Source organism: Franconibacter daqui (genome assembly GCF_014644275.1).
GTDB lineage: Bacteria > Pseudomonadota > Gammaproteobacteria > Enterobacterales > Enterobacteriaceae > Franconibacter > Franconibacter pulveris.
This window is the reverse complement of sequence record NZ_BMKJ01000001.1, coordinates 1,253,319-1,273,533: the sequence shown is the minus strand read 5'-3', so window position 1 is coordinate 1,273,533 and position 20,215 is coordinate 1,253,319. Positions and strand designations below refer to the sequence as shown.

Annotated in this window: 21 protein-coding genes and 1 pseudogene; 12 read left to right on the top strand and 10 right to left on the bottom strand. The window is 56.5% G+C overall.

Annotated features, from left to right (window positions below):
• Positions 1 to 4: 4 nt before the first annotated feature.
• Positions 5 to 736 carry an SDR family NAD(P)-dependent oxidoreductase gene (locus tag IEX01_RS06070; RefSeq protein ID WP_188723445.1) on the bottom strand — a complete coding sequence of 244 codons (732 nt, stop codon included), beginning with the start codon at positions 734 to 736 and terminating at the stop codon, positions 5 to 7.
• A gap of 100 nt (positions 737 to 836) precedes the next feature.
• Between IEX01_RS06070 and IEX01_RS06065 the strand changes: the two genes are divergently transcribed.
• Complete coding sequence (locus IEX01_RS06065) at positions 837 to 1,232, top strand: winged helix-turn-helix transcriptional regulator (protein WP_024557124.1); 396 nt, start codon at positions 837 to 839, stop codon at positions 1,230 to 1,232.
• Positions 1,233 to 1,722: 490 nt separating this feature from the next.
• Here the strand turns inward: IEX01_RS06065 and IEX01_RS06060 are convergent, their stop codons facing one another.
• Complete coding sequence (locus IEX01_RS06060) at positions 1,723 to 2,301, bottom strand: DUF4142 domain-containing protein (RefSeq protein ID WP_188723444.1); 579 nt, start codon at positions 2,299 to 2,301, stop codon at positions 1,723 to 1,725.
• Positions 2,302 to 2,603: 302 nt separating this feature from the next.
• On the opposite strand from IEX01_RS06060, the gene IEX01_RS21520 reads away from it, so the two are divergent.
• On the top strand, positions 2,604 to 2,825 hold the full coding sequence (locus IEX01_RS21520) for a YnfU family zinc-binding protein (RefSeq protein WP_308423923.1): 222 nt from the start codon (positions 2,604 to 2,606) through the stop codon (positions 2,823 to 2,825).
• A 323-nt stretch (positions 2,826 to 3,148) separates the two neighbouring features.
• Here IEX01_RS21520 and pgaB read toward each other — a convergent pair whose 3' ends face one another.
• Positions 3,149 to 5,185: a poly-beta-1,6-N-acetyl-D-glucosamine N-deacetylase PgaB gene (gene pgaB, locus IEX01_RS06055; protein ID WP_188723443.1), complete on the bottom strand. Its 2,037-nt coding sequence runs from the start codon at positions 5,183 to 5,185 to the stop codon at positions 3,149 to 3,151.
• A gap of 148 nt (positions 5,186 to 5,333) precedes the next feature.
• On the opposite strand from pgaB, the gene IEX01_RS06050 reads away from it, so the two are divergent.
• On the top strand, positions 5,334 to 5,495 hold the full coding sequence (locus IEX01_RS06050; protein ID WP_161629468.1) for a hypothetical protein: 162 nt from the start codon (positions 5,334 to 5,336) through the stop codon (positions 5,493 to 5,495).
• A gap of 350 nt (positions 5,496 to 5,845) precedes the next feature.
• Here the strand turns inward: IEX01_RS06050 and IEX01_RS06045 are convergent, their stop codons facing one another.
• Positions 5,846 to 6,583 (bottom strand): alpha/beta fold hydrolase, encoded by a 738-nt coding sequence (locus tag IEX01_RS06045; protein WP_152527592.1) that lies wholly within the window; start codon positions 6,581 to 6,583, stop codon positions 5,846 to 5,848.
• Between the two features lie 40 nt (positions 6,584 to 6,623).
• Between IEX01_RS06045 and IEX01_RS06040 the strand changes: the two are divergent.
• Positions 6,624 to 6,880: pseudogene (locus IEX01_RS06040) on the top strand (EamA family transporter); the annotation flags it as partial.
• Between the two features lie 20 nt (positions 6,881 to 6,900).
• Positions 6,901 to 7,788: an oxidoreductase gene (locus IEX01_RS06035; protein ID WP_188723442.1), complete on the top strand. Its 888-nt coding sequence runs from the start codon at positions 6,901 to 6,903 to the stop codon at positions 7,786 to 7,788.
• Between the two features lie 70 nt (positions 7,789 to 7,858).
• Here IEX01_RS06035 and IEX01_RS06030 read toward each other — a convergent pair whose 3' ends face one another.
• Entirely contained in the window at positions 7,859 to 8,653 is a 795-nt protein-coding gene (locus IEX01_RS06030; RefSeq protein ID WP_188723441.1) for an AraC family transcriptional regulator, read from the bottom strand.
• A 77-nt stretch (positions 8,654 to 8,730) separates the two neighbouring features.
• Here IEX01_RS06030 and IEX01_RS06025 point away from each other — a divergent pair, with 77 nt between their 5' ends.
• Genes IEX01_RS06025 through IEX01_RS06015 form a run of 3 tightly spaced genes read left to right on the top strand, consistent with a single transcriptional unit; the run spans position 8,731 to position 11,835 of the window.
• A complete protein-coding gene (locus IEX01_RS06025) occupies positions 8,731 to 10,770 on the top strand; it encodes an FUSC family protein (RefSeq protein WP_188723440.1) in 2,040 nt (679 codons plus the stop codon).
• On the top strand, positions 10,760 to 10,975 hold the full coding sequence (locus tag IEX01_RS06020) for a DUF1656 domain-containing protein (RefSeq protein ID WP_188723439.1): 216 nt from the start codon (positions 10,760 to 10,762) through the stop codon (positions 10,973 to 10,975). The genes IEX01_RS06025 and IEX01_RS06020 overlap by 11 nt, the downstream gene beginning before the upstream one ends.
• Entirely contained in the window at positions 10,972 to 11,835 is an 864-nt protein-coding gene (locus IEX01_RS06015) for an HlyD family secretion protein (RefSeq protein ID WP_048887836.1), read from the top strand. Before IEX01_RS06020 ends, IEX01_RS06015 begins: the two co-directional genes overlap by 4 nt.
• A 143-nt stretch (positions 11,836 to 11,978) precedes the next feature.
• Here IEX01_RS06015 and IEX01_RS06010 read toward each other — a convergent pair whose 3' ends face one another.
• Entirely contained in the window at positions 11,979 to 12,638 is a 660-nt protein-coding gene (locus tag IEX01_RS06010; RefSeq protein ID WP_024559264.1) for a YecA/YgfB family protein, read from the bottom strand.
• A gap of 274 nt (positions 12,639 to 12,912) precedes the next feature.
• Between IEX01_RS06010 and ydgU the strand changes: the two genes are divergently transcribed.
• Positions 12,913 to 12,990: a small membrane protein YdgU gene (gene ydgU / locus IEX01_RS21930; RefSeq protein ID WP_459208636.1), complete on the top strand. Its 78-nt coding sequence runs from the start codon at positions 12,913 to 12,915 to the stop codon at positions 12,988 to 12,990.
• A 101-nt stretch (positions 12,991 to 13,091) separates the two neighbouring features.
• Positions 13,092 to 13,910 carry a trypsin-like serine peptidase gene (locus IEX01_RS06005; RefSeq protein ID WP_188723438.1) on the top strand — a complete coding sequence of 273 codons (819 nt, stop codon included), beginning with the start codon at positions 13,092 to 13,094 and terminating at the stop codon, positions 13,908 to 13,910.
• On the opposite strand, the gene IEX01_RS06000 is transcribed toward IEX01_RS06005, so the two are convergent.
• From IEX01_RS06000 to mdtJ, 3 genes are all read right to left on the bottom strand, one after another.
• A complete protein-coding gene (locus IEX01_RS06000) occupies positions 13,863 to 16,076 on the bottom strand; it encodes a putative bifunctional diguanylate cyclase/phosphodiesterase (RefSeq protein WP_048887834.1) in 2,214 nt (737 codons plus the stop codon). The genes IEX01_RS06005 and IEX01_RS06000 overlap by 48 nt on opposite strands.
• Positions 16,077 to 16,208: 132 nt before the next feature.
• The gene (gene mdtI, locus IEX01_RS05995) at positions 16,209 to 16,535 is read right to left on the bottom strand and encodes a multidrug/spermidine efflux SMR transporter subunit MdtI (protein ID WP_024555451.1); all 327 of its coding nucleotides are present in this window, start codon (positions 16,533 to 16,535) and stop codon (positions 16,209 to 16,211) included.
• A complete protein-coding gene (gene mdtJ / locus IEX01_RS05990) occupies positions 16,525 to 16,878 on the bottom strand; it encodes a multidrug/spermidine efflux SMR transporter subunit MdtJ (RefSeq protein ID WP_024555450.1) in 354 nt (117 codons plus the stop codon). The genes mdtI and mdtJ overlap by 11 nt, the downstream gene beginning before the upstream one ends.
• 589 nt (positions 16,879 to 17,467) lie before the next feature.
• Between mdtJ and IEX01_RS05985 the strand changes: the two genes are divergently transcribed.
• A complete protein-coding gene (locus IEX01_RS05985; protein ID WP_188723437.1) occupies positions 17,468 to 18,385 on the top strand; it encodes an SDR family NAD(P)-dependent oxidoreductase in 918 nt (305 codons plus the stop codon).
• 422 nt (positions 18,386 to 18,807) lie between these two features.
• Positions 18,808 to 19,242 (top strand): translesion error-prone DNA polymerase V autoproteolytic subunit, encoded by a 435-nt coding sequence (gene umuD / locus IEX01_RS05980; RefSeq protein WP_024555448.1) that lies wholly within the window; start codon positions 18,808 to 18,810, stop codon positions 19,240 to 19,242.
• A gap of 92 nt (positions 19,243 to 19,334) precedes the next feature.
• On the opposite strand, the gene IEX01_RS05975 is transcribed toward umuD, so the two are convergent.
• Positions 19,335 to 20,096 (bottom strand): DeoR/GlpR family DNA-binding transcription regulator, encoded by a 762-nt coding sequence (locus IEX01_RS05975; RefSeq protein WP_024555447.1) that lies wholly within the window; start codon positions 20,094 to 20,096, stop codon positions 19,335 to 19,337.
• Positions 20,097 to 20,215: the final 119 nt, after the last annotated feature.

Sequence of the window (20,215 nt, the reverse complement as noted above, 5' to 3'; positions counted from 1 at the left end):
TCCCTTAAACCTGTGTCATTCCGCCATCAATACAAATCTCGGCGCCTGCAATATAGCTGCTCTCATCACTGGCGAGGAAAAATGCCGCGTTTGCCACCTCTTCAGGCCGGGCCATTCTGCCCAGCGGTATTGTGCTGGTTAATCCTTTACGCACCTCATCAGAGACAGCGGCCATCATGTCAGTGTCTACAGGGCCGGGCGCGACAACGTTAACCCGGATGCCCCGCCCGGCAAGTTCACGTGTCCAGGTGCGGGCGAAAGAGCGCAATGCAGCTTTGCTGGCGGAGTAGACGCCATATCCCGGCGTGCCGATAACATCAGCAATTGAACCGATGAGCACGACACTGCTGCCGGGCTTCAACAGGGGCAATGCTGCCTGCAGGGCAAAAACGGGCGAGCGAACGTTCAGGCCAAACGTCTTATCAAAATGCGGCTCATCGATTTCTTCAAGCGTGGCGTATTCCGAGATGCCAGCGTTGATGACCAATATATCTATCTGGCCCGATTTCTCTGCAATCGTCTGCATGATACGGCTCAGTTCACTCTTCTGGCTGACATCTGCCCGCAGTGGCAGCGCGGTACCGGCTATTTTACTTTTGGCCGTCTCAAGCTCTTCATCCCGTCTTGAGGTGAACCAGGTGATCGCCCCCTCGGTTGCTAAACGTTGACTGATAGCAAGCCCAATTCCTTTCGCGCCGCCAAGCACCACAGCGACTTTTTTTTCAATGTTGCCCATCTGTTTTTCTCCGTTTCAGGTCGAAAACCGATGGTATAAAATCTATACTTAATATCAATTACGCACTTTGCTTATACCAACGATAAGTGACTATATCGCCATGCAAGATAGAGATAACAACTGCCTGAAAGACATCGGAAAAACCCGACCAGTGTTAGAAAACATCACCAATAAATGGTCGATATTAATTCTTACAGTGCTGTGTACTGAACCTTGCCGGTTCAATGAAATTCGCAGACGCCTGAACGGGATTACTCATAAGGCGCTGGCCGATGCGCTGAAACGACTGGAGCGCAACGGTTTAGTCAATCGTCAGGTTCTGCCAACCTCTCCTGTGAGTGTGGAATATTCTATTACGCCGCTGGCGCAGTCATTGCAGCAGCCTTTTGCGGCGCTGACGAATTGGGCGCTGGAATTCGGTCCGGCCATGGAATTAGCTCAGATTGAGTACGATCGTGCTCATGCAGATGAAAAATTAATGCGCGACTCCGCCTGACCCCCTGAATCATCACAGAGGGCAGCGGTGGCCTACCACGGGGGTAGTGAGAAATTATGAAGGCGCAGATTTATGATGAGTCTGGCCTTTATCGGTTACTACTACATTGGTTACTGCTGCATTGAGACAACGCGGGCCGCCAGGGTCAGGACGTACTGCGCAGTAACCCTGCCGTGGTCATTCCGGCAATGCAAAAAATCGGTGGCGGCAGGAGGTCAAAAATGCGGGCTCTCCGTTTTGTGCCAGAAGCGGTCCTTCGCACTATTTACGCCATGCAGCCTGTCGAGCGGCTGCTTGCGTTAATTCCAGTCGTCGGCACGTAGAGTGAGCGTCAGCGCGTGACGGCGCCCAGGCGAGCATCGAACGGCACACATACCCTGGTCATCGCCGTTCTTAAACACTGTCACGGTGACACTCCCCCGTGATTTTCTGCAACCCGTTGAACAAAAGGTTGCCCGGATGCAGGACCTGTTCCCATCGTGCAACCGGGTTACTTACCGGAATGCATCGACATCTGCTGGGCGGACTGCAGGTGCTGCTCAACGACCGGCGTATGCGCGTCGGCCAGCGCCTTCACGTCCGAATCCTTGATACTTCCGGCGTCACGCTTAAGCGTTGACAACACCATCTGGTGGTCTTTCGTGCCGGCGTTTTCCATATACATCTTGTCAAAGGCGTCGCCGCTCTGCTTTTCCAGCTGGGCAGCCATGGCCTTATGACTGGCGTCCGGCTCAGTCGGCAGCGTTACGCCTTTTTGCTGTGCGACCGTCTGTACTTTGGTCAGGGCGGCACCATGGTCGTCGACCATCTTCTGCGCGAAGGCTTTGACATCGCTGCTTTGGGCCTTGCTCAGGGCTATCTTAGCGGCAGCGATTTCATTGATATTGGCCTGCGCCATGTCCTTTAACGCTTTTTCGTCGCCGGCGCTGAGCTTAGCGCTCGATTCGCTCTGGCCTGCGGCGCTATTTTGCGCGGCGCTCGTCGCCTGCGCTTGCACGCCGACAGTGCTGAACATTGCTACAACTGCCGATACGGCCAGCAGCCCTTTTAACGTTTTATTCTTTTGCATTTTGTTCTCCTGAGGGTCATAGGTAAGGTTGGCGGCAGGTTAGTTACTGCGCGCAGCCTCGTCGATAAATAACAACTACAATGGTCAGTATAGTGCATCAACAATTCGAGACAGCAGGTTACGCCAAATCTTCCACGGAGGACGACAGGAAATAACGACAAAAGCGAAGCGGAAATTACACAATTCGGCGTTAACGGCGAAGGCCGGATTCAGGGCATGAGCGCGCCGACGCACGCCTGCTCCTCGCTTGCCGGGACGCAGGAGCCTCACTATCTGCGGCGCCAGGAGAAGCATTACGGGCTATGTGCGCAGGAATCGTGTATGGTGGCTGCCCCTCCATCAGGAATTATTCAATGTCACAACGCAAAGACGCAAAAAATAGCCGTAATTATCTCGTGAAATGTACCTGCCCTCATTGCAATCAACAGTCCGAACACAGCTTCTCCCGGGTTCAGAAAGGCGCAATGCTCATGTGCCCTCGCTGCAGTAAGCTTTTCAGTCAAGGTAAAACTGCTTTCGCTTAATCCCCTGTCGGGTCATTAACGCCCGGCTACAGCACAACGCGCCCCCCTTAACGCAGAGTGAGTCACGGTGACCTGATGCTCAAAGCAGGCGCCGGTGCGGAACGCCTACCGCAGCCCGGCCTGTGGGTTTGGTTCGGGGAGTTCGACAAGCGTTGCGCAAGAATTGTCAGAAAAAACCGGGCTGTCGCCCGGCTTTTTACTTTCGCGCTACCCTGCTTACGTCCTCAGCCCAGGGTTTTCCGCCCAGGCTTGATAAGCGAAGGGGGACGACGCCCGCTCAGTGAAGCGAACTCGCGCGTTAAGCAACCATTCAGTCAATGCGCTTAGTTACCTGTCAGAACGGCCGTTTTTTGTGGATACCACCAGGCGGAGAATGAGGGACGAATCTCATCCATGCCTGGCTGACCATTAATAAAATCGTCGGGATAGTAGCCAAGGCTGTTGGCGCCGCTTATCTTCAGTTGGTCCATCCATTGCGCCAGCTGTTTGCCACTTATCCTTCCCTGGTTTTCCGTCTGCCGCCAGTTTCTTGCCTGGAGTTCAAAAATGGTTTTGCGCAGCGCATCAGGGTGCCGATTCACGGCCGTCACCAGGCTATCGAGCCAGGCGCCGCTTTCGTTAAGCGGCACGCCTTCTCTCAGCGGCATCGCCATCGGGGCCGTCCAGTCGTAGGTGGTGAGGAAGTCGTTGAGGTTTTGCGCATACCGGGATTCGCTCTTCGGATCGAGCACCGGCATGGCGTAGATATTGCGCGCCGTTCTGACTTGCGGACCGCGAATCGAATGAACGGTTTCTGTTAACGATTGAGTGAAATCGATAAGCTCCCGGCTCTTGAATCGCGTCCAGCGAGCAAATTCCTGCGGGTTGTTGCGAATGTCCGTAATCGTCCCTTTAAAGCCCGCCTTGTGGTACGCCGCCATGGCGTCCGGGCTGGCGTCTTCAAAGTCCGTCAGCAGCGCGTCGTCATGGGAGAGAATACCGGCAAAGTTGGAATAACGGGACAGGTCTTCATAGATTTCGGTGATGCGCTGGCGCGCCACGGCGTTGAAGGGCGACAAGCGTTGGTACTGTTTCGGGTCCACTTTCACCGTACCGGTTTTTGGGTCCCAGGCCTGCACGCGCGGCAACGACTTATCCAGACTGAAGGCCAGCACCGGCATCGAGGCATAGACTTTCGCCCCGGCCCGGGTTTGCAACTGCCACGCAATAAAGTTAAAGAGATCGGAGCGGACCGGCAGCCAGCGGTTCTTGAAGTATACCTCTCTCACCGTACCGTCGCCCGCCGGGTCGGCGTACGCCTGGAGAAAAACATGTGACGCTCTCATGTCATAAACGCGCTGGATAAGCTTGTCGATGTTCTTTTTCTGCTGCGCCGGGTTCGGGTCGTAAACATCATCCAGATCGATATGCATCGCCCGCATGGCGTTAGGCTCGCGAACGTCTATTATGCCCTCCGCGAAGTTTTCGAGCGAAGGGTTGCCGTTAATAAGCTGGCGAGGAATGCTGTCCAGATTGTTCACATTGCCAAGCCCATCCTCCAGGGTAAAGGCCATCTGGTAGCCATGCTTTTTGATTATCGACAGCGACACGCCGTTGGCCGCGCCATAAGGCCAGACCCAGGCGCGCGGCGCCTTGCCGGTCACTTCCTCAATTTTGGCGGTGATCGTGGCTACGTCCTTATCGATACGCGCCTGATACTCTTCATCTGTCTCATACTGGCCGGTCTTTTTATTGAATATGCGGTTTGCGGCCGCAGGCTGCGAGCTGCCCTGCGGGTTAGCCACGCCGCCATAGTGCGAAGCCCAGGTATGCGAACCGATCTCCACCAGCGGCGAGCGGCTCACTTCGCGCACCATATCCCAGGTGGCGAACTTCTCGCGGGCGGTGGGCAGGCCGCCGAAATCGACCTTTTTGTTCTCCGGCGTGCTGACCCAGATGCCGACCGGCGCCCACAGGGCGGGCCAGTTATAGGCTTTCAGCAGCGGCCAGACGCGGGTATAGAAACTGCTGTAGCCGTCATCGAAGGTCAGCAGCACCGCTTTTGGCGGCAGGGGCGCGCCGCCGTTGCGGGCATCCAGAATCTGCTGCACGCTCACCGGCCGGTAGTCGTTGCGCTTAAGCCAGACCATCTGATCGTTGAGCGCGCTGGTGCGCACTGACATGTAGCGCTGGTCCGCCCCGTCGTCTTCCACATCGTGATAGGCAATGACGAGAAAGCGGTTAGGCGGCCAGGGGCGGGACGCTATTGTCTCAGGCCTCTTTGCCGGGGCGACAAAACGCGAATTTACCGAATGGCTACAGGCGGTGAGCAACATCCAGGCTGCAATCAGCAGACTCGTATGCAGTACATATCTCAGCATGATAAGGCCCTCACATCTCATGTTTTTTCAACGGATACGGGCTGCTGCATTCACTTGCGACGCGGCGGCACAATGTGCTCTACGAGGGGCAGCTTCGTCGTTGTTAGTTGTGTTAAAACCGGACATGGCGTCCGGCTGCGGAAGTGGTATGACTCTGCTTGCGCGTTATTCCGTACGCAGCAGCCTGCATTTGAATGGGTGGACAGCTCAGGAGGATATTGTGATGGTGAATGTCTTATCGTTTTACGGCCAGAGCTGGGTCTGCGACACACCCGCCAAGCCCGGCATCATCAAATATGACAGGGCTTGAGGGTGTGTTCAGCAAATGAAACTGGCTGAAGGATATGCGTTGCTAACCGGGGTGGCACTAATAGAAACGTCTTATTCATGGCAGGCTCCGTCCAGGAGAAAAGTCTTACCAGGTAGTTTCATTAGCGGAGTTCATTGTCGATGACGGTTTTGCGACGGTCTGAACGCCGCCCCCGGGTTTCGCTACAACATGTTTTCCAGGATATTAAAACTGCACGGCGCACTGCTTATTAAATAATGTACATACGAAGATGTTGCTTTTTAATTGCTGCTGACAGTGAGCTAACGGCCATGCGCCAGAAACGGACAGGGCGCAACTCAACAATATTACGCGTTGAGCAACAGCTTAATTCAAAAAGACAAACACCGTTCAAACGCAGAACATGTTTTTTTATATAACGCTTGTGAACGCATTACGTTTTCCCAAATAGTATTATGGCCAGCCCCGGAAATAGTCAGCAGTTCCTTTCTGCAAGCGCGAGAAGCGCAAGCCACGAGTTTATCGGGTATTTCAGCCGGAATAATTGCGTCATTCTCTGCGGCAATCACAAGCAAATTCCCGGTGAACTCAGCGGCTATCGACCAGGCGTCCGTTTCTTCCCAGCTTCGGAACTTGCGTATAATTTCAGAAAAATCAGGACCGAATTTAACCTTACAGGCTAACGGTGAATAAACGCCAGGGACCATGAGGATAAGAGAGCGGAGTTTGATTGTTTTACTAAGATGCAGAGCGTTATAGGCTCCCATGCTTACCCCCATACAGCCTGTAATAGGTTGATCATGAAAAGCAATAACCGCTTTTGCCTGCATAGTACGGCTAAAAAGAGAAGACGTATGAATATCACCGCCTGTCTCACCATGACCTATAAAGTCAAATAACGTCGTGCCAAAGCCTAACGTGTCCATCAGCGCACGATATTTATAGAAAATCTTTCTATCTTTACCGCCGCCATGGAGCATCAGGATATGTCCATTACGCCCGAAAGTACTTTCAGCACAAATCGTCGTCCCCTGGAAAGGCACTTTGAAAGAGCGGCTTAACATCATAAAAGGATATTTTTTGAAGTATTGATTTCTTTGTTTTATCAAACATGATAGTCAACTGCAATCCAGCGCCAACCGGAACCGTCTGCTCGACGCCAGCAGCCTGCTGCGCTGGCGGCCAGGGCTTATCCCTGCGGCGGTCGGCGGCCTTATTCGCTGCTGGCATACGGCATTATTATTTACGCCATGGCGAGCGCGCCGCTGGGAGCCGTATCGGCGCTGCGTGAAACCAGCGTGCTGTTTGCCGTGGTACTGGGTTATCTGTTTCTCGGCGAAACGCTGACGTTGAGAAAAATAGCGGCGTGCGCAGTGATTGTCGCCGGCACACTGATAATGGGTTAAATGAATCAGGAGAACTAACGATGTCACATCCGACAATAGCATTGATTGGGCCTGGGGCGATTGGCACGACCATCGCCGCGATGCTGCATGAAGTGGGCCGTGCGCCGTTACTTTGCGGGCGTTCCGCGCATCAGCGCTTACTTTTGCGTTACGACGGGGCCGACATCGTTGTTCCAGGCCCGGTATTAAACTCTCCGACAACTATCAACTCGCCCTGCTTTCTGGTCTTTGTCGCCGTGAAAACCACGCAGAACGCCGACATCGCCGGTTGGCTCAGCGCGCTGTGCGATGAAAATACGGTCGTCTGCGCGCTGCAAAACGGCATCGAACAGAAAACCCAGCTTGAACCCTGGGTCAATGGCGCAACGGTGTTGCCATCAGTGGTCTGGTTCCCGGCTCAGCGCGAGCCGGATGCGTCGGTCTGGCTGCGCGCCAAACCGCGTCTGACGCTGCCGGATCTCCCCCAGGCAAACCGTGTAGTTGATGCGCTGAGCGGCTCGCGCTGCCAGGTCGAACTGGCGGCGGATTTTTCCTCCGTGGCCTGGCGCAAGCTGCTGCAAAATGCGGTTGCTGGTCTGATGGTGCTTGCGAACCGCCGCGCCGGTATGTTCTCCCGTGAAGATATCACCGGGCTCTCCCTGGCGTATCTGCACGAGTGCCTCGCTGTCGCCCGTGCCGAGGGGGCGGTGCTGGACGACGGGGTGGTGCAGGAGATCGTAGGGAATTTGCAGCGTGCGCCTGCGGATTTAGGCACCTCGATTCTCGCCGACCGTCAGGCCAACCGCCCAATGGAGTGGGATAGCCGCAACGGCGTGATACAGCGCTTAGGTCACGCGCACGGCATCGCCGTGCCCATCAGCGATGTGCTGGTTCCCCTGCTGGCGGCTGGCAGTGAAGGGCCGGGTTAAGGCGCAGAAGCAGCCGGTTCATAAACCGCTATCTTTCCAACGTTCACGTTTACTGCCACAGCGCACCCGCTTAACGTGCGCTTATTTTTCGTTCGGCAAAGTAGTGCGCGGGCGTACTGCCCATCGTTTTTCTGAACATGGTGATAAAAGCATTCACCGATTCATACCCCAGTTTCGCCGCCACATTCTGTACCGATACGCCGCTTGCCAGCTCCTGAAGCGCGATAATCAAATGCAGCTGCTGACGCCATCGCCCGAAGGTCAGCCCGGTCTCGCGCAACATCAAACGCGCCAGTGAACGCTCGCTGAGCGCCAGCCTTTTCGCCCACGTTTGAAAAGTGCTCCGGTCTTCCGGATGGTTTACCAGCGCGTCGGCCATGGCGCGGATTTTCGGATGCGACGAGACCGGCAGGCTCAGTTTCTGCTGCGGCATGGCGGCTAATTCATCCAGGGTTACTCTGGTCAGCCTGGCGGCATGGCTGTCCGCTTCGTCATCCATGTCCTCATGCGTTAAGCGGTCAATTAACGCTTTAATCAACGGTGAAATCGCCAGCGTACAGCATTTCTCCGGCAGCGCGGCGGCGCCGGGTTCAATAAACAAATAGTTAAGATGCGCGTTCCAGGTGGCTTTGGCGCTATGCGAGATCCCGCCCGGGATCCAGACGGCGCAATCTGGCGGCACGATCCAGATGTCATTTTCCGCGCGACACACCACCGCGCCAAACAGGGTAATAATCAATTGACCTTTGCGGTGCGTATGCACCGGCACTTCGGCGGCGTAATCAACGAAATCAAGATGACGCGCTACGGCCGGGCGCGGCGTGGCATCAGGATCAAAAAGCGTATGGGCAAGCTGGGGCGGCATAAGATTGGCAACATTTAGGTATTTTTTGACAGAATAAAGTATTTAAGCGGGTGCGCAAGCCGGTAATAATTCCCGGCATGAGCAAAATCAACCTCCTTTACTTTCATCCCTTAAGCGCACTACGCGACAGGTTACGCCGTACGGCCTCCCCCACGCTGCTCAACGATGCCAGCGCCCTGCTTTATTCCGCGAGGAGTTTTGCCGCCGCGATGCTCGCGTATTACTTTGCCCTGTCGATTGGCCTTGAGCGGCCTTCATGGGCAATCATCACGGTATATATCGTTTCGCAAACCTCGGTCGGCGCGTCGCTAAGCAGGAGCGTCTATCGCCTGGCAGGAACGGCGATCGGCGCGGGCGCGACCGTTTTGATCGTGCCTGCGTTCGTGAATATGCCCATCTTTTGCAGCATCATACTGAGCGGCTGGATAACCTTCTGCCTCTATTTATCCCTGCTTGAACGCACGCCACGCGCCTATGCCTTTGTGCTGGCCGGTTATACCGCAAGTCTGATTGGTTTCCCTGCAGTGTCCGATCCCGCCGCGATATTTAACATTGCTATTGTCCGGGTGCAGGAGATAACGATTGGCATCTTCTGCGCAGCGCTTATCCACCGCTATGTGTTGCCCTCGCGCATCTCAGGGCTGTTCCACATCCGGCTATCAAAAACGCTGCGCGCAGCGCGACAGCGGCTTGCCGACACCCTGGCCGGCAAGCCGGATGCGGTGTCAGAGCCGCTGCGCCTGGCGCTGGAATTACAGTTTCTGCAGGGCATAAGCCACCATATTCCTTACGACTTTGCGCTCTCTGTACCGGTCCGCCAGGCCAGAAAAGCGATCCATGACAGACTGGCGCGATTGATCATCGTGAACTGTGAATTACACGATCGTTTACCGCTGATAGCGGCGATGCCAGCCGATGTGCAGGCGCTGCTGGACGATGTTCACGCCTGGCTTGTCTGTGAAAACGAGGAACAATGGCAAAGCAGAGCCGATACGCTAAAAAAACGCAGTGCGCAGTTAGCGCAGCGGTACGATGCTCAGGCGCTGAGCGTTGAGGACGCGCTGCAGGCGAGTTTTGTGCGCTGGCTGACAGAGGCGATTGTCCTCATGCAGCAGTGCGAGCGGCTTTCCAATGCCATTCATCACGCAAAGGCAGCGCCGGGCCGCACGGAAAACAACGCGCTGAAAGGGTATGTTTTTCACCGCGATCCCGCTGGCGCCGCCCGCACGTCGCTGGGCGCTTTCGCCATCATTCTGAGCGGCTGCCTGGTCTGGATTTACTCGGCCTGGCCGGATGGCGGCGCGGCGGTCTCGATTCTTGGAGTCTGTTGCACGCTGTTTGCAAGCTTCGACACGCCAGCCCCGCATATTGTGAAATACATTATTGGCTGCGTCTGGGGAGTATTCTTAAGCCTGCTTTACAGCTTCGCCCTGCTCCCCCAGGTGAGCGACTTCACCGTGCTGGTGGCGGTCTTTGCGCCGGTATATCTGCTTGCCGGGTCGCTCCAGGCGCGGCCTGCCACCACTTTTATGGCGATGGGGATAACCCTGACGCTGCCCATTTTGTGCGAACTTGGCGCGCACTACAGCGGCGACATCGCCGTGGCGGCGAACACCGCCGTCGCCTTACTTTCCGCGACGGGTTTTGCGGTAATCAGCATGAGTCTGCTGCAAACCGTACAGGCCGATGCGGCGATAAACCGCCTGCTGAAACTCTGCCAGCGCGACATCCGCCGCAGCCTGAAAGGGGTGCTGAAAAGAGATGAAACGTACTGGACCAATCTGATGATCGACCGGGCGGCTTTGCTGCTGCCGCGTTTACAGCGCAGCGGCCACGCTTCGCAGCTGGCGCTTAATCACCTGTTGTATGCCCTGCGCATCGGCCTCTGTGTGATGCAGTTGCGCCGTTGTGACAAACAGGCGGACGCTGAGCTAAGCGAGGTGTTTTCTCTGCTTAGCCGGACGACAGACACCGAAGCCTTACGCCTGCGTATTGCCGCCATGGCTGCGCGCTGCTTGCCTGCGGCGGATGACGCCTCGCGCCAGTGGGTCGACGGACTGGTCGATCTGCACTGCGCGTTACGCGAGATGAACAAAGGGCCCGCTTATGATCAATGACATCGCTATCGGGGGCGTTTTTATCCCTGGTCTGCTGGCGACGGCGCTCGCAGCCCTGGTCTGTACACTGTGGCTCTTGTCCATTTTCTCTTTAAGCGGGCTTTACCGCCGGTTGCCGTGTCACCCGCTGATCGATTTCTCCACCTGTATCGTTACCTTTTTTCTGCTGTTGCAGGCTCTGACCGCGCTGGGGTTATTTGCATGAAATCTCTCTTTTCTCTGTTGGGCCGCTATGCGCTGACGTTAAGCGCCGCGGCGGTGGCCGCCCTGCTGGCGTTTATGATGTGGAAGCACTACGCCCAGACGCCCTGGACCCGCGATGGCCGGGTTCGTGCGGATGTGGTGCAAACTGCGCCGGATGTCTCCGGGCCGGTTATCAGCGTGGCAGTCCGCGATAATCAGTGGGTTAATCGTGGCGACGTGCTCTATTCCATCGATCCGCGCTGGCTGAAGCTGGCGGTAGTCAGCGCGCAGGCCGATGTTGAGGCTAAACGGCATGAGATGCTAATGCGCCAGGATGCGGCCAGGCGACGTGCAAGGATCAAAGGAGTGATTTCCGACGAAGATTTGCAGCAGACAGAGAGTGCGTCAAACGTCGCGGCGGCCAATTATCACGGCGCGCTGGCAGCGCTGGAACTGGCGCAGCTTAATTTAGCGCATGCCAGCGTTCGGTCACCGGTTGCGGGCTATGTCACCCATCTTCGGCTGCGCCCTGGCGACTACGCCACGGCGGGAGAAACCAAAGTCGCCATCATTGATGCGCACAGTTTCTGGGTAGTGGGCTATTTCGAAGAGACCAAACTGCGTCATATTCGCGTGGGCAACACGGCGCACATTTCGCTGATGGGCCAGGCGCCAGCGATTGCGGGTCATGTGGAGAGTATCGGTCGCGGAATCGGTGACAACAATGACGAGACGGGCGGGCTCGGCCTGCCGGATGTTGAACCGACATTTAGCTGGGTGCGGCTAGCGCAGCGCATCCCGGTTCGCATTCACATAGACACGTTGCCGGAAGGTGTCGAACTGGTCGCGGGATTATCCGCCAGTATAGCCATCACGCCATAATCACACGCCCCTCCGTTTTCGCGAAAAGCGGACTGAACACCTCGGCTGACTCTCTTAAACAAGAGAACGCCTCCATCGCCAAACGACAGAGGCGTTCTTGCAAAGCCAGGCGAACAACGAGCCTGCCCCGACGCCGTAGCGGCTTAATGCAAGCAGCAGTTTTTATACTTTTTGCCGCTGCCGCACGGGCACGGGTCGTTACGGCCCACTTTCGGTTCGGCGGTCACCGGCGTTTGCCGCATTTCAGGCTGCGAGCGCCAGTATTGATAGAGCTGCAACGCGGCCGGTCCGATGGCTTGCTGGCTCTGCTCGTACGCCTGCTCCGTCATCTGCTCAAGCTTTTGCACATTCTCTTGCTGGCCGTGCAGGGCGATGGCATCCAGCGCCGGTATCATCTCCTGTGCAAGCGTTGACCAGTCGTCCAGCGCCACGCCGCGCATATAGCCGAAACACCAGTCTTCCACCACCACATACTCCCGGCCGTTTTCTTCACGGTAGCCAAACAGCGGTTCGAACTGGTCCGGCGCATCGCTTAGGCGATCGGCGATATCGTTCATATGCTGGAATGTCAGGTTCATAAAGCGCGTCATCTCGCGCTCGGAAGACCAGCGCGGGATGTGCTTCTCGCCGCCCCACAGCGCCGTCAGCCACTGTTCGGGCTCTATTTCACGCGGGCCGGAGAGCAGCGCCGTGAGCATGCCGTCCAGCTCAGACACATCCAGCACGGCATCGTCGTTGCCATATTTCGCCAGCAGCTCGTCCAGCCATTCCAGCTCTTTTTCGTTAAGCGGACCTTGATTCATAAATCTGCCTCCTCAGGCGTGTTGACCTTTTTTCGGCATCTGCCGCTTTCCTGTTAAAACGGGCGGGATGATAAACGCATTGCGCCACAGAGAAAAGGCGCGCAGCTCAGCGCGTTGCGGCGGTTGTACATATCGTTACAGGCCGATACCAATCTCTCACTGAAGCCATCCGCACCGCCGCTTATAGTCTGTCCCTACGCCCGCGCTTGCGGGCATACCGCGCTTGCGGGCATACCGCGTTCGCGGTTATCGCGTATTTCAGGAGGCCGGAATTATGCGCCGTTACCGGTTTGAGTTCATTCTGACGTTACTGATTCTGTGCGGCGTCATTGCTGGCGTTTTCTATTTATAAGCGGGCTAGTGCGCTGATTTTATTCCCACTTTCACCGCGTCCCGTCTATAGTTACAGGGCAGGGTTACTTCTATAATCATAATTGCCCACCAGAGAGTGATATGCATAAAACCGTTGTCTTATTGCTGGGAACGTTTTTTTTGCCGGTCTTTTTCGCCCGTGCGGATGTCGGCGAAGCGCCGGAGGCGGCAAATGAGATCGCCACGCTTTTTTTTGGTCATGACGACCGTGTGCGCGTTGAAAAGCCCACCGACGCGCCGTGGGACGCTATCGGCCAGCTGGAAACCGAAAGCGGCAACCTGTGCACCGCCACGCTTATCTCCCCTCACCTTGCCCTGACCGCCGGCCACTGCCTGCTGACGCCGCCGCGCGGCAAAATCGACAAACCGGTGGCGCTGCGCTTTGTGTCGCTCAAGGGCCGCTGGCGCTATGAAATCCATGATATTGAAGGTCGGGTTGAATCGTCGCTGGGCAAGCGTCTGAAAGCGGACGGCGACGGCTGGATCGTGCCGCCTTCCGCCGCGCCGGATGATTTCGGCCTGATTGTGCTGCGCAATCCCCCGTCCGGCATTACGCCGCTGCCGCTGTTTGCCGGCGATCGCGACGCGCTGACCGAGGCGTTAAGCAATACGGGGCGTCGCGTTACCCAGTCGGGTTACCCGGAAGATCATCTGGAAACGCTCTACAGCCACCGCGATTGCCTGATAACCGGCTGGGCGCAGCGCACCGTGCTCTCTCACCAGTGCGATACCCTGCCCGGCGACAGCGGCTCGCCGCTGATGCTGAATACCGGGACAGGCTGGCAGCTTATTGGCGTGCAAAGCTCCGCGCCGGCGGCGAAAGACCGCTACCGCGCCGATAATCGCGCTATCTCAGTGACCGGCTTCCGGGAGCGCCTCGAGGCGCTCGCCAGCCGCTAGCGGTTTATCGCCCCGCTCCCGGCGCAGGCGCAGCAGCGCCTCTATCGGCATCGGCTGGCTGAAATAGTACCCCTGCAGCGCATCGCAGCCCGCCTGGCGCAGCAGACGTTTTTGCTGCGCGTTTTCCACCCCTTCGGCGGTAACCGCCATGCCGAGCGCGGTGGCGATGCGGATAGTGCCGCTCACCAGCGCAGCGGCCTGCGGGTCGCTATCCACCCGTCCCGCCAGGGATTTATCAATCTTGATAGTATCGAAGTTAAAGCGCCGCAGATAACCGATGCTGGAATAACCGGTGCCGAAGTCATCCAGCGCGATGGCGGTGCCAAAGCTTTTCAGGTTGGCGATGGCCGCCGCCGCCCGTTCCGGGTTCTCCAGCACGTAAGTTTCCGTCACTTCCAGCTGCAAGCGCGCTGCCGGAAAATGGTTCTCGCGCAGCCCGCGGGCAACCTTGTTTTCAAACTCCGGGTCGCGAAACTGGGCGGGTGAAATGTTCACCGAGAGCTTGAGATCGTAAAGCGGCTGCAGATCGCGGCAGGCGCGGCGCAGCACAAATTCCCCCAGCGCGTGGATTAGCCCGCAGGTTTCGGCGATGCCGATGAACGTATCGGGCGGCAGCGGCCCCGCCGGGCGGCGCGGCCAGCGCATCAGCGCCTCCACCCCCGCCATTTTCCCGCTGCAGGCGTCGACGATGGGCTGATACCAGACTTCAAACTCATCCCGCTCCAGCCCGCTGCGGATCTCGTTCTCGACGCGAAGCTGGAACTCGCGCACCCGGTTGAGTTCCCCGTCATAATGCATCACCCTGCCCTTGCCGTTGAGCTTGGCGTGATACATGGCGATATCGGCCCGGCGAAACAGCTCTTTGCTGGTGCAATCCTGCAACGAGCCGGAAGCGATGCCGATGCTGGCGCTGAGGTGAATAACCCGCTCCCCCAGCCGCACCGGCGCGTTCAGGCTTTCAAGCACTTTATTGGCCCAGACGACGGCTTTTTCGTGCGCCGCATCCCCCTCCTGCAACATGGCGAACTCGTCGCCGCCCATCCGCGCCAGCATGCCGCCTTTCGGCACGTGCTGGCGAAAGGCATCGGCAAGCGTGACAATCAGCTGGTCGCCGGTATCGTGGCCGTAGATATCGTTGACATCCTTAAAGCCGTCGAGATCGACAAACACCACGCTTATCACTTCACTTTCAGCGCGCTGGCTGCTTTGCGCCATCCGCTCTATCAACGCCCGACGGTTCGGCAGGCGGCTTAGCCAGTCCAGCCGCGCCACTTCCCGCGCCCTTTTCTCGCCGCGCGCCAGCCGATAGAGCCCAACGCTGCTGAATAAAATAAACAGCAGGATCAGCCCCACGGCGGTGATCACGATTTGAATAAAATTGCCGGAAGAGGCTTTCGCCGCTTCGACGCCTGGCTGCGTGGGCCGCCAGTGCAGGTAGCCGAGGGTTTCCCCCGCCGCGCTTTGCAGCGGCACGCTGGCAGGCGACGTTTTTTGGGCAGTAAACGTCAGGTCCGACGCCTGGAAGGTTTCCCCAAGCTCGCGCAGCAGACCGGGGTTTACGTGACGGGTGAGCAGTAAATAGCGCCGCGTCCTTTCTCCTGCCTGCAACGGCCCGGTTACCGGACGCACCAGGCCAATCGCCACGAAGGCGACGCCTTCCCGGGTGCGGGTGAGTCCGGAATAAACGACCTGCTTATCGCGCAGCGAACCGGCGTGCTGGCGGATAATCGCCCCCAACCCCTCGCCGAAAAAATCGAGCCGTTTTTCGCTTGCCGTCGCCCCCCTGAATGCGCCCCAGAGTACGTGGAAATGTTCATCAAGAATAAACGTGCCGTCATAGAGGTTGCCGACTTTAAATCCGGTGCCCCAGGTGCTGTAAAGCCAGCTTTCATTAAGCGTCGGCCGATAGAGCTCTCTCGCGGCGTCGTCCCAGACGGCGTTATCGATGACCAGCGCCGACATTTTATTGACCGTGGTCTGAATGGCGCCGTTTACCGAAAGCGCGGTGCGATGTTCGTCTATCTCGTTCGTTTTACTGCTGATTAAGTTGAGTGAAAGGTACAGCAGCGTCACCACGGAAAAAATCAATCCAACGCCCGACAGAAATATCATCACAAAAAGCGCCCATGCGCTGGGCACCATACGACCCCGGAACGGCTGATGCATCGGTTTTCTTTTTCTCGCTTCCGACAACTTTTTCAGAATTCATATATATACATTAGCAAAACATCGTTCCAGCTAATCTATTTAACCGTAAGCGAGACGTTTCGCCGTCATGGAGTTCTGACGGCGATCACATCAGGCGAGCTTAATCACCACCATACCAACCAGCAGCAGCGCGAGCCCCGCCCAGCCTTTGCCGTTAAGACGCTGGCCAAACAGCACCCAACCCGCCGCGACAGTCGCGGCGATGCCAAAGCCGCCCCACAGTGCGTAAGCCACTGACAGTTCGATGCCTTTTACCGCCTGCCCAAGCGCCGCGAAGGCGCAAAGCACCGCCGCCAGCGACAGCACGCCGTAAACCGGGCGTCGAAAACCGTCTGAAAGCTTAAGCCAGATATTGGCGATAATTTCGAGCGCGATGGCCGCCAGCAGCCAGGCGCCATGGATCCATTCAAACGCCATGCTGCACCTCCTGCGCTTTTTGCTGTCGGGTGCCGGTTTTAATCAGCGCAATTCCGCTAAGTAATATCACCAGACCGATAATTTTATTTACCGACAGGCTCTCATTAAATAACAGCACGCTGAAAAGCGTAATTAACACGATGCCGACGCCTTCCCACATGGCGTAGGCAACGCCGAGCGCGATTTTTTTAACCGAAAAGGCGAGCAAAATATAAGAGAGGGAAATCATCACCATCATTAAAATAAAACCTGCCGGCGAATCGCCCTGACTTGCCCATTTTAATGACAGCGTGCCGGTTATTTCGGCCACAATGGCCAGTGCTAATAAAATCCAGTAAAACATGCTTTCTCTCCTGCTTGAGAAGCGCGCCTGTAACCTTTCGCCACAGGGCAAAAATTGATAAAACCAAGCGGTAAGCCGCATCGCCAGACGGCGTGGGCAGAAGAGAAAGGGACTACAGCGCGCTGCGCCAGTGCTGCTCGCCGTGATGAAGAGAAAATGAAATTGAAGAGGTGAAAAGCGAAGCGTTCTTCCTGAATAACCTGCTCATATAAATTCAATTTATCCGCGATGTTGCTTCTCGTCGTTGCGGATGAAAATTGTCTCCGGTAGTTAAACACACGGTAATTAATAACATGCAGCTTTGCTTAACTCAACTTTCTTGCATTTCTTTACGTTTGAGCTATTTCTCAATGACGCCTATTATTTTGTTAATATCTTTTTATAAAAATGTTTTCGTCAGACCGTTTAAGTTTGCTCTTTTCAGCGCTGAGTAATTCCGTTCGTTTTTCCCTGTGTTTTGAACGTCCCAATGGATGCGCTTTTTCTTTGCCGTCCCGCTCATCTTTTGCGCAGGAAACTAAACTCAATGAGATAGTTTTCAGGGCGCGCCGTGCGGGGCTCCTTATGTTTTCTTTTTCGAGGTTAGTTTATGGGCAGAAAAAATCTGGTTAACGCCACCATCGTCATTACGGGCGCCTCCAGCGGGTTTGGGCGCGGCGCGGCGATACGGTTGGCGGAAATGGGCGCAAACGTGGTGCTGGGCGCCCGGCGCGAGGCGGAGCTCAAGGCGCTCGCCGCCGATATCACCGCCTCTGGCGGCAAGGCGCTGGCGGTGGCGGTGGACGTGAGCGACCCGGAGCAGGTGGCGACGCTTGCAGACAGCGCCATCCAGCGCTTCGGTCATATTGATATCTGGATAAACAACGTCGGCGTGGGGGCGCTGGGCTTTTTCTGGCAGATCCCGGTCGCCGACCACGCGCGGCTTATCGACGTCAATCTGAAAGGGCTTATCTACGGCGCGCATGAAGCTATCAATCATTTTATTTCGCAGGGGTTTGGCGTGCTGGTTAACGTAGGCTCTGTGGACAGCGAAGTGCCGCTCGCCTACCAGGCTTCTTACGCCGCGTCCAAAGCGGCCGTGCTGAGCCTGAGCCGCACGCTGAATGAAGAGCTGCAGCTCAATCAGTTCAAAGAGATCAAAGTAGCGACCGTCATGCCCTGGGCGGTAGATACCCCCTGGTGGACGCACGCCGCTAACTATACCGGCCACGCGCCGCGCATGGCGGCCATGGATGACCCGAAAATTGTCATCGACGCGCTGGTGGAGGCCTGCCTGAACCCGAAAGAAGAGATGCCGGTAGGCTGGAAAGCCCACGCCTCGACGATTTCCCACAACCTCTTTCCGGATACGACGGAAAAAATGTCGGCCGCTGTCGCCCGGCGTTCAATTGAAAAAGCGCAGCCGCAGCCGCACAGCACCGGTGCGATTTACGAGCCGATGAAAGGCACTGCGACGATTGAAGGCGGCATCCGGGCGCGGATGAAGCAAGAGGATGAAAAGAAATAAGCTTTCAGGAAAGCACGCGACCGCCCGCTGCGGTCGCTGACGGACGCGGCGCTTTACGCCGCGATACCCGGGCTGCGTTTTCTGTTTTACGCTTCTTCAGTGTTCTGGCGGTATTCAACGTGGCGCTTACCCCCTCCAGACAGGCGCTTTACCCGCCGCAATGCCCCTTTCATTAATATGCCATTAAACCGGCGGCGTTGTTTCCGCCCGCCCGTTAAGGCGAAAGTAAATATGCTTTTCGTCTGATAACCCGCCGCTCAAAATAGCGCCGCGCGTTTCTCACTTTTTTATCTTTGATTTTTTATTTTTTATTTCAAAGGGTTATTTTTATCGCCTGGCTAAAGCGAAGCGGCAGCCATTGCTAATCGCGGTGAGCCAATTATACTGGTTATACATACAGTATAAATAATCAGGCCGTTAATATGGATTGGTATAAGATTGACGCCTCCGCTTCACTTGATTTGCCGTTTTACTTAGAACGGATTTCCGCCGGCTTTCCCAGCCCGGCGCAGGATTACCTGGATGGTGCGATTGACCTGGTGCGCCAGCTGGTCCCGCATCCTTCCGCCACCTATGTGCTGCGGGTAACGGGAGACTCCATGCGCGACGCCGCGATAGTTGAAGGCTCGCTGCTGCTGGTGGATTTCAGCCTGCAGCCGCGCCATGGGGATATTGTGGTCGCCCGTCTGGATGACGGTTTTACCGTCAAGCGCCTGCAACTCTGGCCCCGCCCTCGCCTGTGGCCGGAAAACCCCGCCTACGCCCCGATCCCGCTGCATGAAAATGCGAACGTAGAGATAATCGGCGTGGTGACAACGGTTATTCAGACGCTGCAAAACCCGGTGCGCGCGCGTTAGCATGCCGGGGCGTTCGGGCAAGGCCGACCTGAAAGGGCGTAACGGGAGATGAGGGATAGTCAGGCGGCGGCGCTGTTTGCCCGCCGCGCCCCTCAGACCTCAACGGAGCGTAATTTATCGCCGTAAGCGCCCGTCGTTTTCTCGCTTTTCTTTTTGTCGGTGATAATCATGTCGATGTCATCAATGCCGCAAACGTGCGAAAGCGCGCGATAGCCGATTTTCGACGAATCCGCCAGCACCACCCGCGTTTTGGCCGCCTTAAGAATGGCCATTTTGGTTGGCAGCTCAATCGCATTGACGTTAGTGATGCCCGCTTCGGGATGCACCCCTTCGGCGCCAAGAAAGGCCCAGTCGGCGTAAACCTCGCCGAATTTTCGCGTGGTGTCCGGGCCCACCAGCGTATAGGAGTTGCCAACAACCGCGCCGCCGGTGACGTTCAGGTTAATGGCCGGATACTGGCTTAACAGCATCGCAATGTTCAAATCGTTGGTGATGACCGTCAGGTTCTTTTTGCTGGTGAGCTGTTCGGCCAGTTCATAGACCGTTGAGCCGTTATCCAGAATCACCGACTCTCCATCCGCAATAAGCGAAGCGGCATATTTGCCGATGGCCGCCTTCTGCTCATGGTGGCGATGTTTACGGATGCTGTAAGGCGTATCCTGCTCTTCCGATAAGAGAACGGGCAGCACGCCGCCATGCGTCCGGATAATTCGCTGCGTTTTTTCCAGATGAATTAAATCCCGGCGGATGGTCGAGCTGTCCACAGCAAAGGCTTCCGCCAGCTGGTTGGCATTCAGATAGCCCGTCGCACTCAGCAGGGAAAGGATCTTCTCCCGTCGCTCTTTTGCCTGCATTACTCCCTCCCTTGCACAGTTAAGTGCAGTCGATTTTACCACATTATTCAGCCAGGTAGCCCTTGCGACCGCGCTTTTAACGAGTTGTCTCACAAATCAGTAATAAGTTAACCCTATCA

Bases quoted from the DNA above. Each gene is read 5' to 3' on its own strand.
- IEX01_RS06050 (WP_161629468.1), top strand. From the start codon at position 5,334: ATGACTCTGCTTGCGCGTTATTCCGTACGCAGCAGCCTGCATTTGAAT.
- mdtI (WP_024555451.1), bottom strand. From the start codon at position 16,535: ATGGCGTTTGAATGGATCCATGGCGCCTGGCTGCTGGCGGCCATCGCG.
- IEX01_RS05975 (WP_024555447.1), bottom strand. From the start codon at position 20,096: ATGCAGGCAAAAGAGCGACGGGAGAAGATCCTTTCCCTGCTGAGTGCG.
- ydgU (WP_459208636.1), top strand. From the start codon at position 12,913: ATGCGCCGTTACCGGTTTGAGTTCATTCTGACGTTACTGATTCTGTGC.
- IEX01_RS06025 (WP_188723440.1), top strand. From the start codon at position 8,731: ATGAGCAAAATCAACCTCCTTTACTTTCATCCCTTAAGCGCACTACGC.
- IEX01_RS06010 (WP_024559264.1), bottom strand. From the start codon at position 12,638: ATGAATCAAGGTCCGCTTAACGAAAAAGAGCTGGAATGGCTGGACGAG.
- umuD (WP_024555448.1), top strand. From the start codon at position 18,808: ATGGATTGGTATAAGATTGACGCCTCCGCTTCACTTGATTTGCCGTTT.
- IEX01_RS06030 (WP_188723441.1), bottom strand. From the start codon at position 8,653: ATGCCGCCCCAGCTTGCCCATACGCTTTTTGATCCTGATGCCACGCCG.
- pgaB (WP_188723443.1), bottom strand. From the start codon at position 5,185: ATGCTGAGATATGTACTGCATACGAGTCTGCTGATTGCAGCCTGGATG.
- IEX01_RS06035 (WP_188723442.1), top strand. From the start codon at position 6,901: ATGTCACATCCGACAATAGCATTGATTGGGCCTGGGGCGATTGGCACG.
- IEX01_RS06000 (WP_048887834.1), bottom strand. From the start codon at position 16,076: ATGCATCAGCCGTTCCGGGGTCGTATGGTGCCCAGCGCATGGGCGCTT.
- IEX01_RS06060 (WP_188723444.1), bottom strand. From the start codon at position 2,301: ATGCAAAAGAATAAAACGTTAAAAGGGCTGCTGGCCGTATCGGCAGTT.
- IEX01_RS05985 (WP_188723437.1), top strand. From the start codon at position 17,468: ATGGGCAGAAAAAATCTGGTTAACGCCACCATCGTCATTACGGGCGCC.
- IEX01_RS06005 (WP_188723438.1), top strand. From the start codon at position 13,092: ATGCATAAAACCGTTGTCTTATTGCTGGGAACGTTTTTTTTGCCGGTC.
- mdtJ (WP_024555450.1), bottom strand. From the start codon at position 16,878: ATGTTTTACTGGATTTTATTAGCACTGGCCATTGTGGCCGAAATAACC.
- IEX01_RS06065 (WP_024557124.1), top strand. From the start codon at position 837: ATGCAAGATAGAGATAACAACTGCCTGAAAGACATCGGAAAAACCCGA.
- IEX01_RS06015 (WP_048887836.1), top strand. From the start codon at position 10,972: ATGAAATCTCTCTTTTCTCTGTTGGGCCGCTATGCGCTGACGTTAAGC.
- IEX01_RS21520 (WP_308423923.1), top strand. From the start codon at position 2,604: ATGTGCGCAGGAATCGTGTATGGTGGCTGCCCCTCCATCAGGAATTAT.
- IEX01_RS06070 (WP_188723445.1), bottom strand. From the start codon at position 736: ATGGGCAACATTGAAAAAAAAGTCGCTGTGGTGCTTGGCGGCGCGAAA.
- IEX01_RS06020 (WP_188723439.1), top strand. From the start codon at position 10,760: ATGATCAATGACATCGCTATCGGGGGCGTTTTTATCCCTGGTCTGCTG.